At 71.3% G+C, this 15,590-nt stretch carries 14 protein-coding genes; 8 read left to right on the forward strand and 6 right to left on the reverse strand.

Going from position 1 to position 15,590, the window contains the following annotated elements; all coding sequences use genetic code 11:
• Positions 1-21: 21 nt before the first annotated feature.
• Together OHS58_RS26075 and OHS58_RS26080 are read right to left on the reverse strand one after the other, a co-directional pair.
• On the reverse strand, positions 22-588 hold the full coding sequence (locus OHS58_RS26075; protein WP_328644307.1) for a GNAT family N-acetyltransferase: 567 nt from the start codon (positions 586-588) through the stop codon (positions 22-24).
• Positions 585-2,102 carry an APC family permease gene (locus OHS58_RS26080; RefSeq protein ID WP_328649860.1) on the reverse strand — a complete coding sequence of 506 codons (1,518 nt, stop codon included), beginning with the start codon at positions 2,100-2,102 and terminating at the stop codon, positions 585-587. The genes OHS58_RS26075 and OHS58_RS26080 overlap by 4 nt, the downstream gene beginning before the upstream one ends.
• A 179-nt stretch (positions 2,103-2,281) precedes the next feature.
• Here OHS58_RS26080 and OHS58_RS26085 point away from each other — a divergent pair, with 179 nt between their 5' ends.
• The 4 genes from OHS58_RS26085 (at position 2,282) to OHS58_RS26100 (ending at position 7,612) form a co-directional block, all read left to right on the forward strand.
• A complete protein-coding gene (locus OHS58_RS26085; protein WP_328644308.1) occupies positions 2,282-2,923 on the forward strand; it encodes a GOLPH3/VPS74 family protein in 642 nt (213 codons plus the stop codon).
• A gap of 49 nt (positions 2,924-2,972) precedes the next feature.
• Entirely contained in the window at positions 2,973-4,133 is a 1,161-nt protein-coding gene (locus tag OHS58_RS26090) for a saccharopine dehydrogenase family protein (protein ID WP_328644309.1), read from the forward strand.
• A gap of 307 nt (positions 4,134-4,440) precedes the next feature.
• Entirely contained in the window at positions 4,441-6,552 is a 2,112-nt protein-coding gene (locus OHS58_RS26095) for a M4 family metallopeptidase (RefSeq protein ID WP_328644310.1), read from the forward strand.
• Positions 6,553-6,652: 100 nt separating this feature from the next.
• Positions 6,653-7,612 carry a hypothetical protein gene (locus OHS58_RS26100; RefSeq protein WP_328644311.1) on the forward strand — a complete coding sequence of 320 codons (960 nt, stop codon included), beginning with the start codon at positions 6,653-6,655 and terminating at the stop codon, positions 7,610-7,612.
• A gap of 13 nt (positions 7,613-7,625) precedes the next feature.
• On the opposite strand, the gene OHS58_RS26105 is transcribed toward OHS58_RS26100, so the two are convergent.
• Positions 7,626-9,128 carry a flavin-containing monooxygenase gene (locus tag OHS58_RS26105; RefSeq protein WP_328644312.1) on the reverse strand — a complete coding sequence of 501 codons (1,503 nt, stop codon included), beginning with the start codon at positions 9,126-9,128 and terminating at the stop codon, positions 7,626-7,628.
• 66 nt (positions 9,129-9,194) lie between these two features.
• On the opposite strand from OHS58_RS26105, the gene OHS58_RS26110 reads away from it, so the two are divergent.
• The 3 genes from OHS58_RS26110 (at position 9,195) to OHS58_RS26120 (ending at position 11,576) form a co-directional block, all read left to right on the forward strand.
• Positions 9,195-9,785, forward strand: coding sequence for a TetR/AcrR family transcriptional regulator (locus tag OHS58_RS26110; RefSeq protein ID WP_247055777.1), 591 nt, complete (start codon positions 9,195-9,197; stop codon positions 9,783-9,785).
• 223 nt (positions 9,786-10,008) lie between these two features.
• Positions 10,009-10,854, forward strand: a complete 846-nt coding sequence (locus OHS58_RS26115; RefSeq protein ID WP_247055779.1) for a chitosanase — start codon at positions 10,009-10,011, stop codon at positions 10,852-10,854.
• 41 nt (positions 10,855-10,895) lie between these two features.
• Positions 10,896-11,576 (forward strand): L,D-transpeptidase family protein, encoded by a 681-nt coding sequence (locus OHS58_RS26120; protein WP_326943585.1) that lies wholly within the window; start codon positions 10,896-10,898, stop codon positions 11,574-11,576.
• On the opposite strand, the gene OHS58_RS26125 is transcribed toward OHS58_RS26120, so the two are convergent.
• From OHS58_RS26125 to OHS58_RS26135, 3 genes are read right to left on the reverse strand one after another with little or no spacing between them, the layout of a single operon-like run.
• Positions 11,566-12,552: a PHP domain-containing protein gene (locus OHS58_RS26125; protein WP_328644313.1), complete on the reverse strand. Its 987-nt coding sequence runs from the start codon at positions 12,550-12,552 to the stop codon at positions 11,566-11,568. The two genes, OHS58_RS26120 and OHS58_RS26125, sit on opposite strands and share 11 nt — an antisense overlap.
• Positions 12,553-12,561: 9 nt before the next feature.
• Positions 12,562-13,065: a metallophosphoesterase family protein gene (locus OHS58_RS26130; protein WP_328644314.1), complete on the reverse strand. Its 504-nt coding sequence runs from the start codon at positions 13,063-13,065 to the stop codon at positions 12,562-12,564.
• Positions 13,062-13,715 carry a GntR family transcriptional regulator gene (locus OHS58_RS26135; RefSeq protein ID WP_326943588.1) on the reverse strand — a complete coding sequence of 218 codons (654 nt, stop codon included), beginning with the start codon at positions 13,713-13,715 and terminating at the stop codon, positions 13,062-13,064. Before OHS58_RS26135 ends, OHS58_RS26130 begins: the two co-directional genes overlap by 4 nt.
• A gap of 78 nt (positions 13,716-13,793) precedes the next feature.
• Between OHS58_RS26135 and araD the strand changes: the two genes are divergently transcribed.
• Positions 13,794-15,521: an L-arabinonate dehydratase gene (gene araD / locus OHS58_RS26140; RefSeq protein ID WP_328644315.1), complete on the forward strand. Its 1,728-nt coding sequence runs from the start codon at positions 13,794-13,796 to the stop codon at positions 15,519-15,521.
• The last annotated feature ends 69 nt before the right edge of the window (positions 15,522-15,590 follow it).

The following is a 15,590-nucleotide window of genomic DNA, read 5'->3' on the forward strand; positions in this document are numbered from 1 at the left end:
CACTGTACTCGCCGGTACGGCTCAGGCAGGGAGACGCCGCATCGGCTGCATGGGCGGGCCGCCGGGTGGCGAGAACGCGGGGCCGTGGTCGGCGAACCCCAGCTGCCGGTAGAGCCGCGTGCCGGCCGGCGAGCTGGCTTCGAGGTAGGTCGGCGCGCCCGCGGCGTCGTAGCGGTCGAGGCCGTGGCGGAGCAGCCGCGTGCCGACGCCTTCCCGCTGCCGGCCGGGCCGGACGCCGATGAACTGCGCGTGCCAGTGCGGCTCGTGCGGCTCGTGGGCGGCCATCAGCCCGAGCAGGGCGCCCAGCCGGTGCAGCTCGTCGTCGTCGAGCCCGGGGATCATGAGGTCGCCGTCCCCGCCGGCGGGGGTCCAGATCACCGTGGCCGAGTGGTCGGTGGTCAGATCGACGCTCCCGGTCGCGAACCCCAGCTCGGCGAGCGCGCGGAAGAACGCCGGGTGGGCGCGGGTACGGCGGCGGTCGTCGCCCGGGAAGACCCAGCGGCTCATCGGGTCGTCCTGGAACGCGGCGACGAGGATGCCGATGACGACGTCCACTTCGGACGGATCAGCGGCCCGGACGTCGCTCATCGGCTCATCAGCTCCTCCACCTCGCGGACCGGCCCGCCGATCCCGGCGTAGACGTCCGGACGCAGGGTGCGCAGCGACTCGCCCCGCAGGAAGCCCACCAGCCCGGCCAGCACCAGCAGCCCCGGCAGGCCCCAGCGCAGCAGCGGGTTCGCACCCGCCGGGCCGAGCAGGACGTCGAAGTGGGCGACGATGAGCACCAGGATCACGCTCAGCGCCAGCGTGGCCAGCAGCGGCGCGATCAGGCGCCGCCACCGCGTCTCCGTCCCCGGGTGACGCCGGAAGAAACCGACCACCGACAGCGAAACCGCGATCATGATGATCGTGACGCCGGTCGACGCCGTCACGCCGGTCCAGGTGAACAGGTCGGTGAACGGGTCGCGCCCGGCCAGCGCGAACACCGCGACGACGACGAACGCGATCGTCGTCTGGACCAGCGAGCCGCCGATCGGGGCGCCGGTGCGCTTGCTCGTGCGGCTGAACCCGACGGGCAGCAGCCCGTCGCGGCCGAGCGCGAAGAAATACCGCCCGACCGCGTTGTGGAAACTCAGCATCGCGGCGCATTGGCTCGTCAGGAACAGGACGTAGGCCACGTGGGAAAACACCGGACCGAGGTGTTCCCCGGTCAGCCCGAACAGCAGTCCCGGCCCTTCGGCGACGGCCCGTTCCACGATGTGGTCCGGCCCGGTCGCGACCGCCATTCCGAGCGAGGAAACGACGAACAGCACGGCGGTCAGGCCGATCGCGATGTACGTCGCCCGGCCGACCGTCCGGCTCGGGTCGCGGCATTCCTCGCCGTAGGTCGCGGCGCCTTCGAAACCGAGGAAAACCGCGATGGAAAAGGCGAAGACCGCGCCGACACCCGCCGTGAACAGGCTCGACGGCGAAAGCGGCGTCAGCGAAACGTGGCCGCCTGCCGGGTGCGCGAACATCCCGGCGTCCGCCACCACGAGCACCGCGACCTCCAGCGCCAGCGCGACACCGAGCACCTTGGCGTTGAGGTCGATCCGCAGCACCCCGGCCGCGCCGACGACCAGCACCGTCAGCAGCGCGATCAGCCACCACGGCACGTGCACGCCGAACAGCGTGCCCAGCCACGTCGAAACGGAAAGGCCGAAGATGCCGTAGATCCCGAGCTGGATCGAGCTGTAGGCGACCACTGTGACGTAGGCGACGCCGGTGCCCGCCGATTTCCCGATTCCGTGGGCGACGTACGGGTAGAACGCGCCGGCGTTCGTGATGTAGCGGCTCATCGCGGCGTACCCGGCGGCGAACAACGCGAGCACCGGAGCCAGCACCACGAACGAAAGTGGCACGCCGATACTGCCTGTCACAGCGTAAGTCGCCGAAACCCCGCCGGCGATCGCGTAGAGCGGGCCCGCCGCCGCGACCACGAAGAACACTATCTGAACGGCACCGAGGCGCCGGGTGCCGAGGCCGCGCCGTTCCGGCGTGTGCGTGCGCATGAACCTTTCCCACTGCTCGGAAAACCCGTGGTGCCGCCGGGCACGCCCCATTACCCCCGCGCCGTTCGAGCCGAAGCTGATCATGGCGGCGGTCCACAGAGTAGGGGCAGCGCCCCCGCCCGCGGTACGGCCGATCGGGGTAAAACACCCGTGGCGCCGGAAACCGCCGGAAGCCCTACCGCTATCTTCGGGATCCTTCCCGCCGACAGCCCAGGGGGCCCATTTCCGTCATGCGCCGGCTCACCTTGGTCGATTCGTTCTTCTTCCTCGGGCACGACGAGTTCACCGGGCGCGCGGTGCTCGGCCGGACGTCGCTCGGCATCGGGCTCGCCGGCGCGGTGTTGTGCGACCTGTTGTTCGCCGACCGGATCACCGTCCAGGACCGCAAAGTCCGGCCGATCACCCGGCGGCCGCCGGGAATTCCGACCATGGACCGGATCTTTTCCGAAATCCTCACCGAATCCGCCGCGTACGGCGTGCGCGACTGGATCGACCACCTGCGCGCGACGCTGCCGTCGATCACCGCCGACAACCTCATCGCGCTCGGGCTCGTGCGCCGGGCCCCGGATCGGGTGCTGTTGCGCCGCACGCACCGCTACCCGCCCGCGGACCTGCTCGTCTCGACGGCCGCGCGCAGCAAGGCCCGGTCGGCGGTGTTCGGCGTCGAGCGGCCCGACCCGCACTCGGCGTGCCTGGCGCTGCTCGCGTGGACCGCGGGGGTCTCCGACCTGTGCGAACCGGAGCTCGGCCGGGCGCAGGTGCGGACCTGGATGGCCGACACCCACGAGTCGCTGCCGCGCCGCATCGCCGACGTGATCACCGCGGTGGAAGCCGTGGCGGCGGCCGTCGTCTACACGGGCGACCGGAAGTGACCGGCTAGTAACCTGGGCAGGTCCGCCGTCGACGTCCCCTGGAGGAGACATGCGCGCGCACGACGTGGTCCTGTTCGGCGCCACCGGCTTCACCGGCGGCCTCACCGCCGGGTACCTGGCCCGCCACGCGCCCGCGGACCTGCGCTGGGCGCTGGCCGGGCGCAACCGCGGCAAGCTCGAGGCGGTGCGGGCGAAGCTCGCGGAGATCGACGGCCGGTTCGCGACGCTCGACCTGCTCGTCGCCGACTCGGGCGACCCGGCGTCGCTGCGCGCGGTCGCCGAGGCCACGAAGGTCGTGATCACGACGGTCGGGCCGTACCTGAACCAGGGTGAGCCGCTGGTCGCGGCGTGCGCCGAGGCGGGCACCGACTACGTCGACCTGACCGGCGAGCCCGAGTTCGCCGACCTCATGTACCTCAAGCACGATCGACGCGCCCGCGAGACCGGCGCGCGGCTGGTGCACGCGTGCGGGTTCGACTCGATCCCGCACGACCTCGGCGCCTGGTTCACCGTGCGGCAGCTGCCCGAGGGCGTGCCGCTGCGCGTCGACGGCTACGTCCGGGCGAGCGGGATGCCGTCGGGCGGCACGTTCCTCAGCGCGCTGACCGTGATGTCCCGGATGCCGGCCGGGGCGCGGGCGGCTCGCGAGCGCGCGGCCGCCGAACCGCGGCCGACGGGCCGGTTCGCCCGGGCCCCGCTCGGCCGGCCGCACCGGGTGGCCGGCGCGGGCTGGTGGGCCGTGCCGCTGCCGACGATCGACCCCGAGATCGTCCGCCGGTCCGCGGCCGCGGTCGAGCGTTACGGCCCGGACTTCACCTACCGGCACTTCGCCGCGGTCAAGCACCTGCCGGTGCTGGCGGGCGGCGCGGTCGGCGTCGGCGCGCTGTTCGCCGCCGCGCAGGTCCCGCCGGCCCGGCGGGCGCTGTCCCGGCTGCTGGCGCCCGGCGGCGGACCGAGCCCGGAGCGCCGGGCGCGGTCGTGGTTCTCGGTGCGGTTCATCGGCGAGGGCGGCGGCCGGCGCGTGGTGACCGAGGTGTCCGGCGGCGACCCGGGTTACGACGAGACAGCGAAGATGCTCGCGGAGTCGGCGCTGTGCCTGGCCACCGACGACCTCCCGGAGACGGCCGGCCAGGTGACCACGGCGGCCGCGATGGGCGACGCGCTGATCGACCGGCTCACCAAGGCGGGGATCCGCTTCGAGACGCTCTGACCGTCCTCAGTGGACGGCCCGGAGCGGGCCGTCCACCGAAGAACTCCGGTCAGCCCACCAGCAGGTGGACCAGGTGCCCGCACGGGGGATGAATGAGACAAATCACCCGGTCCGGGAAATGAACTGGATCACACGAGGGGTGCGCGGCGCGGCGATCTGTGCCGTGACCGGATTTCACGCGGTTTCACAGTGCCGTGGCGTGAAACTTTGCGGGTGTGATGGATCTTCTGCCGCTCCCGAGCCGCGTCTAGCGTCGACCGGGTTCTGCGCGGAACCTCCCCTTTCCCCAGTTTGTCCAAGGAGCGTCATGAGATTGCCCCAACGGTTCGCCGCGCTCGGCGGGGCGACGGCGGCGGGCATGGTCGTGGTCGGCATCGCCGTCGCCGCGCCCGCGCAGCCCGACCCCACGCCACCCCCGGCGGTGTCCGCCGCGCAGGCCCAGGCCAACGCCACCAGCGCGGCGGCCGGCCTGGTCAACGCCCGCCCGGCCGCCCTGTTCGCCGGGTCGCACGACAAGTTCGTCCAGCGGGACGTGCGGTCCGCGTCCGGCCTGTCCTACGTCGTCTACGACCGGACCTACGACGGCCTGCCCGTGATCGGCGGCGACCTGGTCATCGCCACCGACTCCGCGGGCACCGTGAAGACCACCTCCGTCGCCCAGCAGCAGCCCCTCGGCGACCTGAACGTCCGCGGCGCCAAGCTCACCGCGGCCCAGGCGGACGCCGTCGCCGCCAAGCAGGTCCGCGGGCCGAAGGGCCTGCCCGGCGGGAAGCTCGTCGTCGTCGCCGACGGCAGTGGCCGCCTCGCCTACGAGAGCAACGTCGAAGGCACGGACGAACACGGTGAGCCGAGCAGCCTGAGCGTCTACGTCGACGCCGTGGACGGCCGGGTGCTGCGGACCGTGCAGCACGTCGCCGCGGGCACCGGCACCGGCAAGTGGAACGGGCCGGCCCCGCTGCCGCTGAACACCACGAAGTCCGGCAGCACCTACTCGATGGCCGACCCGAACACGCCCAACCTGGACTGCCGCAACTACAGCAGCGACTCGATCCTCACCGGGACCGACGACAGCTGGGGCAACGGCACCGGCACGAACATCGAGACCGGCTGCGCGGACGCCTTGTTCGTCACCCAGACCGAGAAGAAGATGCTGTCGGAGTGGGTGGGCCGCAACGGCTTCACCGGCAACGGCGGCGCCTGGAAGATCCGCGTCGGCCTCGACGACGAAAACGCTTACTACTACAACTCGCGCCCGGCGTACGTGAACCTCGGCCACAACCCGAGCGGCGAATGGGTCGGCTCGCTCGACATCCTGGGCCACGAGATGGGCCACGGCGTCGACGACTACTCCGGCTCCGGCGGCTTCTCCGGCGGCGGGACGCAGGAGTTCATCGCCGACACCTTCGGCACCGCGACGGAGTTCTACGCGAACGAGCCGTCGCAGTACGACCCGCCGGACTACGCGATCGGCGAAGAGGTCAACCTGGTCGGCACCGGCGCGATCCGCTACATGTACGACCCGTCGAAGGTCGGCGACCCGAACTGCTACTCCAGCTCCACCCCGAACGCGGAGGTGCACAAGGCGGCCGGGCCCGGCGACCACTGGTTCTACTTGCTCGCCGAGGGCAGCAACCCGACGAACGGCCAGCCGACCAGCCCGACCTGCAACAACACCACCGTGGCCGGCCTGGGCATCCGCAAGGCGATCAACATCATGCACGGCGCCGTCCAGCTCAAGACGTCCGGCAGCTCGTACGTGCGCTACCGCACGTGGACGCTGCAGGCCGCGAAGAACCTCTACCCGAACAGCTGCACCGAGTTCAACGCCGTGAAGGCGGCCTGGAACGCGGTCAGCGTGCCGGCGCAGTCGGGCGACCCGACGTGCACCGACTCGACCCCGACCACCACGCCCCCGACGACCACGCCCCCGACCACGACACCGCCGACGACCACACCGCCGCCGGGCAACTGCACCGGCCAGAAGCTGCTGAACCCGGGCTTCGAGTCGGGCAAGACGTCGTGGTCCGACCCGAACACCACCATCGGCCAGTGGGGCAGCCAGGCGCCGGCGCGCTCGGGCAGCTACGCGTCGTGGCTCGGCGGCCAGGGCGTGACCCACACCGACACGCTGACGCAGTCGGTGGCGATCCCCGCGGGCTGCCACGCGAGCCTGACCTTCTGGCTGCGCGTCGGGACCGCCGAGACCGAGAACGTCGTCTACGACAAGCTCGTCGTGTCCGCCGGCTCGACGGCGGTGGCGACGTACTCGAACCTCGACCGCAACTCGGCCTACGCGCAGAAGACGATCGACCTGTCGTCCTACGCCGGCCAGACGGTGACGCTCAAGTTCGCCGGGATCGAGGACCAGTCCCTGCAGACGTCGTTCGTCGTCGACGACACCGCGCTCACCGTGAGCTGATCCGCGCTCGGTGACCGGCGAGGCCTGCCCCCTACTTTGGTGGCAGGCCTCGTTGCGTCGGCTGCGCCGAGTACTCATGCTTACCCGATCGGAGGTGAGCATGGAGGCGAGTGCGCTTGAGCCGGCCGACGCGGACCTGCCCGCCGAGGCGGCCGCGGCCGTCCGCGAAGGGCCGTTCGACGTGGCCTTCGACCTGGTGATCCGGCATCGCGGGCTGAGCTTGGAGGGCCTGCAGCGGCGGATGGCGATCCGCGGCGCCCAGGTCAGCCTGGCGACGCTGAGCTATTGGCGACGCGGCCGCCGTCACCCTGAAGGGGGACGTTCGCTGCACGCCGTGCGGGTCGCGGAAGGCTGTCTCGGCCTGCCCGCCGACGCCCTCACCGCCCTGGTGACGCCGGCCCGCCCGCGCGCCCGCAGGGCCGAGCCGTTTCCCGGCGGCGTCAGCCTGGCCAGCGCGCTCGGCGCCGAGCCGACCGAGCTGGGCTCGTGCGACGGCATCGACCTCGACGGCAACGCGCGCCTCGCGATCGCGTCGGTGCACCAGCGGGCGACGCTCACTGCGGACCGCACCGAGGGATCGGTCCGCACCGAGATGGTGGTGACCAGCCGCGAGGACGGCGTCGACCGCTGGGTGTCGTTCTTCCGGCCGCAGACCGGCGGCGCCCACCACCCGGCGCTGCGCTCGGCGCACTGCTGCCGCCCCGGCCGGATCCGCCGCGACCCGTCGTCCGAGCTGCTGGCCGTCGAGCTGCGGTTCGACTACCCGCTGCGCGCGGGCGAGACGTACGTCTTCGACTTCGACTTCGGTTACGACGGCGAGCCGCCGGAGACGAGCTACCTGCAGTTCGGCATCCGCGCCCCGGCGCGGCAGCTGGTGCTGCAGGCGCACTTCGACCCGGCGGCGGTGCCAGTGCGCTGCTACCGCTACCACCGCCCCCGCGACGGCTCCTCGGACGTCGTCGGCGAGCCGGAGCTCCCGGTCGGCCCGAGCCTGACCAGCCACATCGCGGTGCTGGACGCACAGCCGGGCGTCTACGGCATGGTCTGGGAGTGGGACTGACGGTCGTGAGTGTTTAGGAGGGTTCTAACCCTCCTAAACACTCACGACCGGTGACCTGCGCGGGCGTGATCTCGTAGTCCGCTTCCTCGAACGAGCCCACCTGTGACCGCAGCCGGCTCGTGGAGAACGGCCAGCTGAAGCTGTTGCGGCCGTTGACGTCCGTGTAGTAGCTCGAGCAGCCGCCCGACTGGTAGACCGTGCCCGGCAGGGCCGCTTGGACCTCGGCGTTGAACGTCGCCTGCGCTTCGGGCCGCACCGAGACCGACGCCCAGTCCGAGCGCAGCGTGCGCGTCACCGCGGCGACCGTGTGCCGCAGCTGGGCCTCCAGGATCATGAACGCCGACGTGTGCCCGGTGCCGAGGCTCGGCCCCAGCAGCAGGTACAGGTTCGGGAACCCGACCACCGTCGTCCCGCGGTACGCCGAAGGGCTGCCCTTCCAGTGGTCGTCGAGGCTGCGGCCGTCGCCGTCGAACACGCGGGCCGACACCGGCATGTCGAGGATGTGGAAGCCGGTGCCGAAGATGATCGCGTCGACCTCCGCGACCGAACCGTCCGCGCCCACCACCCGGTTTCCGGACACCGACGAGACGGCCGTCGTGTGGACGTCCACTGTGGACTTCGTGAGCGCGCGGTAGTACGTGTTCGACATCAGGAGGCGCTTGCAGCCGAGCGTGTAGTCCGGCGTGAGCTTCCGGCGCAGCAACGGGTCCCGCACCGCCAGCCGCAAGTGCGCGAGCCCGAGCCTCTGGACCTGCCGCAGCAGCCACGGGTGCCGGAACCCGAACCCGAGCGTCTCCATGGCGCCGTATTCGACGCGGCGCAACGCATTCTGCAGCAAAGGGAACCGCCGCAGCAGCACCCGTTCGACGCCCGGGACGTGGTGGTCCGGCTTGGGCAGCACCCACTGCGCGGTGCGCTGGAACAGGTGCAGCCGCTCGACGTCGGGCACGATCTCCGGGACGAACTGGACCGCGGACGCGCCGGTGCCGATCACCGCGACCCGCTTGCCGGCGAGGTCGTAGCCGTGGTTCCAGCGCGCGGAGTGGAAGACCTCACCCGGGAAGGTGCCGAGGCCCGGCAGGTCCGGGATCAGCGGCTCGTGCCACGGCCCGGTGCCCGCGACCAGGATCCTTGCGGTGTAGGGCCCCCGGGACGTCTCCAGCTCCCAGCGCGCCGCACGGGCGTTCCACTGCGCGCGCGTCACCTCGACGCCGTACCGGATCTTCGGGGTGACCCCGAACCGCGAAGCCGTCTCACGCAGGTAGGCCTTGATCTCGGCCTGCCCCGCGAACGCGCGCGTCCACTCGGGATTGGGGGCGAAGGAGTACGAGTAGAGCGCGGACGGCACGTCGCAGGCGCAGCCGGGATAGGTGTTGTCGCGCCAGGTCCCGCCGAGCTCTGACGCCTTCTCCAGCACGGCGAGGTCGTCGACCCCGGCCTGGCCGAGGCGGACGGCGGCACCCAGCCCGGACGCCCCGGCACCGACGACGAGGACCGCGAAGTCGCGTTGTTCCATTTTCGAAGACTAACAGTATTTCGATACTGCTGGTACCCCGATTCCGCGACTCGCTACAGTGGTGGCATGGCCCGACTCACCCGCGCGGAAAGCCAGGCGCGCACCCGCGAACAGCTCATCGAGACCGCCAGGGAGCTGTTCCTGCGTGACGGCTATTCGGTGACGTCGCTGGAGAAGGTCGCCGACGAGGCCGGGTACTCGAAGGGCGCGGTGTACTCGAACTTCCGCAACAAGGACGAGCTCTGCCTCGCCGTGCTCGACCGGATCCACGACGAGCAGGTCGAGGCGATCGCCGGGGCGCTGGTCGGCGCCGACGGGATGGAAGACCTGCTGACGGCGTTCCAGGCGTGGGCCGAGCGCAGCATCGGCGACGAGGCGTGGACGGCACTGGAGGTCGAGTTCGCCACGAACGCCCGGCGCAACCCGCACGTGCGGGCCGAGCTGGCCGCGCGGGACAAGACCATCCGCGACACGATCGCGGGCCTGCTCTCGGGGTACGCGGAGCGGTTCGGGATCACGCTCCCGATGTCGGCCGACGACGCCGCCACGGCCCTGCTCAGCCTGGGGATCGGCCTGGGCGTGCAGCGGGCGATCGACCCGACGATCCCGGTGAACGTGCTGCCGGACGTCATCCGCATCTTCGCCGGCGCCCGCTGACCACACCGAAATCGTCTACTTTCCCCGGGCTTTTTTCCCTATTTGCAAACAACTTCGTCCCCCCTTGTGGCGGTGCTGACCCTTCGCTACCGTGGCGCTACGCCGCAGCACCACCCAGCAACCCGTTTCCGGCAGCCGAAGGCCGTCGAATTCCGGGTGCTGTCCGCCATGCCCGAGACGCCGTGATCCCCCACGGCACGTTCTGCGGAAAGGGTTTTCCCCCATGAGCAAGAAGTTGCGGCCGGTCCTGATCGGCGCGCTCGGCGCGGCCTCCGTCGCGGCCCTCGTGATCACCACGCCCGCGCTCTCCTCGGCCGCCCCCGCGCCGTTGGCCGCGCAGAGCGCCTCGGTGCAGGCGACCGGCGACCTCTCCGTCGCGGCCAAGAAGGAGATCGCGATGAAGCTGGTCTCCAGCGCGGAAAACTCCTCCCTGGACTGGAAAGCGCAGTACAAGTACATCGAGGACATCGGTGACGGCCGCGGGTACACCGCCGGCATCATCGGTTTCTGCTCCGGCACCGGCGACATGCTCGAGCTCGTCCAGGCCTACACCGACGCCGTCCCGAACAACCCGCTCGCGAAGTACCTGCCCGCACTGAAGAAGGTGAACGGCACCGACTCGCACAGCGGGCTCGGCTCGGCGTTCGAGAGCGCGTGGAAGTCGGCCGCGGCCACCACCGCGTTCCAGACCGCGCAGAACAACGAGCGCGACCGCGTCTACTTCAACCCCGCGGTGAGCCAGGGCAAGACGGACGGCCTCAGCAACCTCGGCCAGTTCGCCTACTACGACGCCATCGTCATGCACGGCCCCGGCACCGACCACAGCAGCTTCGGCGGCATCCGCTCGGCCGCGATCAAGAAGGCGAAGCCGCCGGCACAGGGTGGCGACGAGGCGACCTACCTCAAGGCGTTCTTCGCCGCCCGCAAGGTCGTCATGAACGAGGAAGAAGCCCACTCCGACACCTCGCGCATCGACACCGAGCAGGTGACGTTCCTCAACGCGGGCAACTTCGACCTGCACACCCCGCTGAAGTGGAAGGTCTACGGGGACTCCTACACCATCAACTGACGTAGGTGCGCGACCCGCGTGGCGCCGCTAGGGTCTCCGGCATGGGCAGGAGATTCCTCGGCGCCACGCTGGTCGTGGCCGCACTGGTCGCGGCCACGTTGCTGACCAGCACCGCCGCCACCCCCGCCGACGCGGTCCCGCTGTCCTTCCGCGGCGACGCGGGCCAGGTCGTCACCGTCGTCGCGGACTCCGCGAGCGCGACCACCGCCGTCCTCACCGCCTGGCAGCGCACCGGAACCGGCTGGTCCAGGGCCTACGGTCCGGTCAGCGCGTTCGTCGGCAAGGACGGCGTCGGCCAGGCCAGCGAGTCGACGTCGCACACCCCGGCCGGCGTGTGGAAGCTGACCGAGGCCTTCGGGATCCAGCCGAACAACGGGACCCGGCTGCCGTACCGGCAGGTCACGACGTCGGACTGGTGGGTGTCCGATGTGAAGTCCCCGTACTACAACACGCACTTCTCCTGCGTTCCCGGCACGTGTCCGTTCAACGAGGCCGCCGGTGAGGATCTCGGCAAGGCGGGCCCGGTCTACGACCACGCCGTCGTCCTCGACTACAACCGCTCGCCCGCCGTGCCGGGCGCCGGGTCCGCGTTCTTCCTGCACGTCTCGAACGGGAAGCCGACCGCGGGCTGCGTCTCGATCCCGGGCGCCGACCTCGACGCCGTGATGCGCTGGCTCGACCCTGCGCGGCACCCGGTCGCCGACATCTCGGTCAGCGGCTGAGCAAGTCGTCCACCGAGCGGGTGTTGATGATCCGCTCGGGCCCGATCCCGGCCTTGATCGCCCGCTCGCAGCCGTAACCCTGCCAGTCGAGCTGGCCGGGCGCGTGCGCGTCGCTGTCGATGGCGAACTCGCAGCCGAGCTCCGCGGCCAGGCGCAGCAGCTTCATCGGCGGGTCGAGGCGTTCGGGCCGCGAGTTGATCTCCACCGCGACGCCGTTCTCGCGGCACGCGGTGAACACGGCCTTGGCGTCGAACTCCGACTCCGGCCGGCCGCGGCCGACGACCAGCCGCCCGGTGCAGTGCCCGAGCACCCGGACGTGCGGGTTCCGCACCGCGGCGAGCATCCGCCGGGTCATGTCCCGCGCCGGCATCCGCAGCTTCGAGTGCACACTCGCGACGACGAAGTCGAGCTCCCCGAGCAGCTCCTCCTCCTGGTCGAGCGCGCCGTCGTCGAGGATGTCGACCTCGATGCCCTGCAGCAGCCGGAACGGCGCCATCAGCTCGTTGGCCTTCGCCACGATCTGCATCTGCGTCCGCAGCCGCTCCGGCGACAGCCCGTTCGCGACGGTCAGCCGCGGCGAGTGGTCGGTCAGGACCATCCACTCGTGCCCGACCTCCCGGCCCGCGACGGCCATCTCGCCGATCGAGCTGCCGCCGTCCGACCAGTCGGAGTGGGTGTGGCAGTCGCCCTTCAGCGCGGACCGCAGCGGTTCGCCGTCCGGCAGCTTCGCCTCGACGATCTTCTCGCGGTAGGCCGGATCACGGCCGGCCAACGCGTCTTCGATGACGCCTGCGGTGGCCTTCCCGATCCCGGGCAACGCGGTGAGCGTGCCGTTCTCGGCCATCGAGGCCAGCCGGTCGGCGTCGGTCTTGTCGACGGTGGCGGCCGCGTTGCGGAACGCGCGCACCCGGTAGCTCGGCTCCCCCGCGCGTTCGAGCTGGAACGCGATCTCCCGCAACGCCCACGCCGGATCCATGGGACCTTCCTACCCCCTCGGGGGCAGTTCGTGCAGCTCGACGTCCGTCAGCGCACCTTCCGAGATCCGGGCCGTCTGGTAGGTGCAGAACGGCTGACGGCGGCGGTCGGTGGGCGAGCCCGGGTTGAGCAGGCGCAGGCCGGACGGCGCGACCGTGTCCCACGGGATGTGGCTGTGGCCGAACACGAGGACGTCGGTGTCCGGGAACTGCGCGTCGCAGCGCTGCTCGCGGCCCTGTTTCGCACCCGTCTCGTGGATGACGGCCAGGCGGACGCCGTCGAGGTCGGCGCGGGCGATCTCCGGCAGCCGCTCGCGCAGTGCCGGGCCGTCGTTGTTGCCGTAGACGCCGATCAGGCGCTTGCTGCGCGCTTCCAGCTCGTCGAGCAGGGCGACGTCGACCCAGTCGCCCGCGTGCACGACGACGTCGGCGGCCTCGACCGCCCGCCAGACCTGCTCGGGCAGGACGCGGGCGCGGCCCGGGAGGTGGGTGTCGGAGATGAGGAGGAGCTTCACTCGATGGCCTTCAGGATCCGTTCCAGGAACCCGCCGATGTGGTCGCGCAGCAGCGCGGCCGCGCCCTCGGCGTCGCCCTTCTTGGCCGCGGCCAGCACGGCCCGGTGCTCGGTCCACTCCTTCTTCCAGCTGGGGTTGGCCTCCCAGCCGACGACGCTGATCAGGGCCGCGCGGTCCTTGAGGTCGTCCAGGATCGAGACCAGCAGCGGGTTGCCGCAGCCGCGGTAGAGCGCGCGGTGGAAGCGGCGGTTGAGCAGGCTCAGCGCGACCTGGTCCTTGTCCGCGATCGCCGCCGACGCCTCCTTCAGCGCGTCCGCGGCGTCTTCGAGCAGGTCGGCGTCGCGCCGCTCGACGGTGCGCCGGACGGCTTCGGGCTCGAGCACCATCCGCACGTCGTAGACGGACCGGGCCAGATCGGCGTCGACCACGCAGACCGACGCGCCCTTGTACGGGCTGAACGTCACCAGGCCCGAGTTGGACAGCACCTTGAGCGCCTCGCGCACCGGCGTCTTGGACACGCCCAGCCGCGCGGCCAGCTCGGCTTCGACCAGTGCCTGGCCGGGGAGCAGCTCGCGCGTGAGGATGCCACGGCGGATCTCCTCCAGGACCACTTCGGTCCGGGATGCGGGCAGGCTGAACGTCCCGGTCATGGCGCGGCTCCCTCGGTCGTGTCGGAGCCCATTCAACCAGCCCCACCGGATCATATATCAGATGCCATACTGGTCGACATGAACCCGAGTCCCCGAAAGACGCCCGAGGAGCTCCGCAGCCACCGGTGGTACGGCGGCGACGACCTGCGCGACTTCAGCCACCGCGCCCGCAGCCGTCAGCTCGGGTACAACCCGGAGGAGCACCTCGGCAAGCCGGTGATCGGCATCCTCAACACGTGGAGCGACATCAACCCGTGCCACATGCACCTGCGCGAACGCGCCGAGCAGGTCAAACGCGGGGTGTGGCAGGCCGGCGGGTTCCCGCTGGAGTTCCCGGTCGCGACGCTTTCGGAGACCTACCAGAAGCCGACCCCGATGCTCTACCGCAACCTCCTCGCCATGGAGACCGAGGAGATCCTGCGGTCCTACCCGATCGACGGCGCGGTGCTGATGGGCGGCTGCGACAAGTCCACGCCGGCGCTGCTGATGGGCGCGGCGAGCGCGGGCCTGCCCGCCATCTTCGTCCCGGCCGGGCCGATGCTGCGCGGGCACTGGCGCGACGAGGTCCTCGGCAGCGGCACCGACATGTGGAAGTACTGGGACGAGAAGCGCGCGGGCCGGATCGGCGACGCCGAGATGTCCGAACTGGAGCGCGGGCTCGCCCGGTCGCCCGGCCACTGCATGACGATGGGCACGGCGTCGACCATGACGTCGGCCGCCGAGGTGCTCGGCATGACGCTGCCGGGCGCGGCGTCGATCCCGGCCGTCGACTCGGCCCACCACCGGATGGCCGCGGCGAGCGGCGCGCGGATCGTCGGCATGGTCTGGGAGGACCTGCGCATCGGGCAGGTCCTCGACAAGCGCGCGTACGCGGACGCGATCACCACCGTGCTCGCCCTCGGCGGCTCGACCAACGCCGTGATCCACCTGATCGCGATGGCCGGGCGCAGCGGGATCCCGTTGTCGCTGGGCGATTTCGACGCGATCGCGCGGCACGTCCCGGTGCTGGCCAACATCCGCCCGGGGGGCGACTGGCTGATGGAGGACTTCTACTACGCGGGCGGCCTGCCCGGGCTGCTGTCGCGGCTGACCGACCTGCTGCACCCCGACCGCCTCACGGTCACCGGCCGGACGCTCGGCGACAACCTGGCCGCGGCGTCGGTGCACAACGACGACGTCATCCGGCCGCGCGACAACCCTGTGGCGGCCGAGGGCGGCGTTGCGGTCCTGCACGGCAACCTGGCGCCGTCCGGCGCGGTGATCAAACACCTCGCCGCCGAGCCGCACCTGCTGACCCACACCGGCCCGGCGGTGGTCTTCGAGAACTACCGCGACCTGAAGAAGCGGATCGAGAACCCGGCGATCACCGCGGACTCGGTCCTGGTGCTGCGCGGCTCGGGCCCGCTCGGCGGCCCCGGGATGCCGGAGTACGGGATGCTGCCCATCCCCTCGCACCTGCTGGAAGCCGGGGTCAGCGACATGGTCCGGATCTCGGACGCCCGGATGAGCGGCACGAGCTACGGCGCGTGCGTGCTGCACGTGGCCCCGGAGTCCCACGTGGGCGGCCCGCTGGCCCTGGTCCACGACGGCGACCTGATCACGCTGGACGTCCCGTCGCGGGTCCTGCGGCTGGAGGTGTCCGATGAGGAGCTGGCCCGGCGCCGGGCCGCGTGGACTCCCCCGGCGCCCCCGTTCGAGCGCGGTTACGGAGCGCTCTACGCCGAGCACATCACCCAGGCCGACGAAGGCTGTGACTTCGACTTCCTGGCCCGCGCGGGCCACAACCCGGAGCCCGACGCCCGCTGAGGTCGTGAGTGCGTAACAGTGTTAGAACACTGTTACGCACTCACGACCCCTGGCCGAGTGACCGGTTCA

Source organism: Amycolatopsis sp. NBC_00348 (assembly GCF_036114655.1).
Lineage (GTDB): Bacteria > Actinomycetota > Actinomycetes > Mycobacteriales > Pseudonocardiaceae > Amycolatopsis.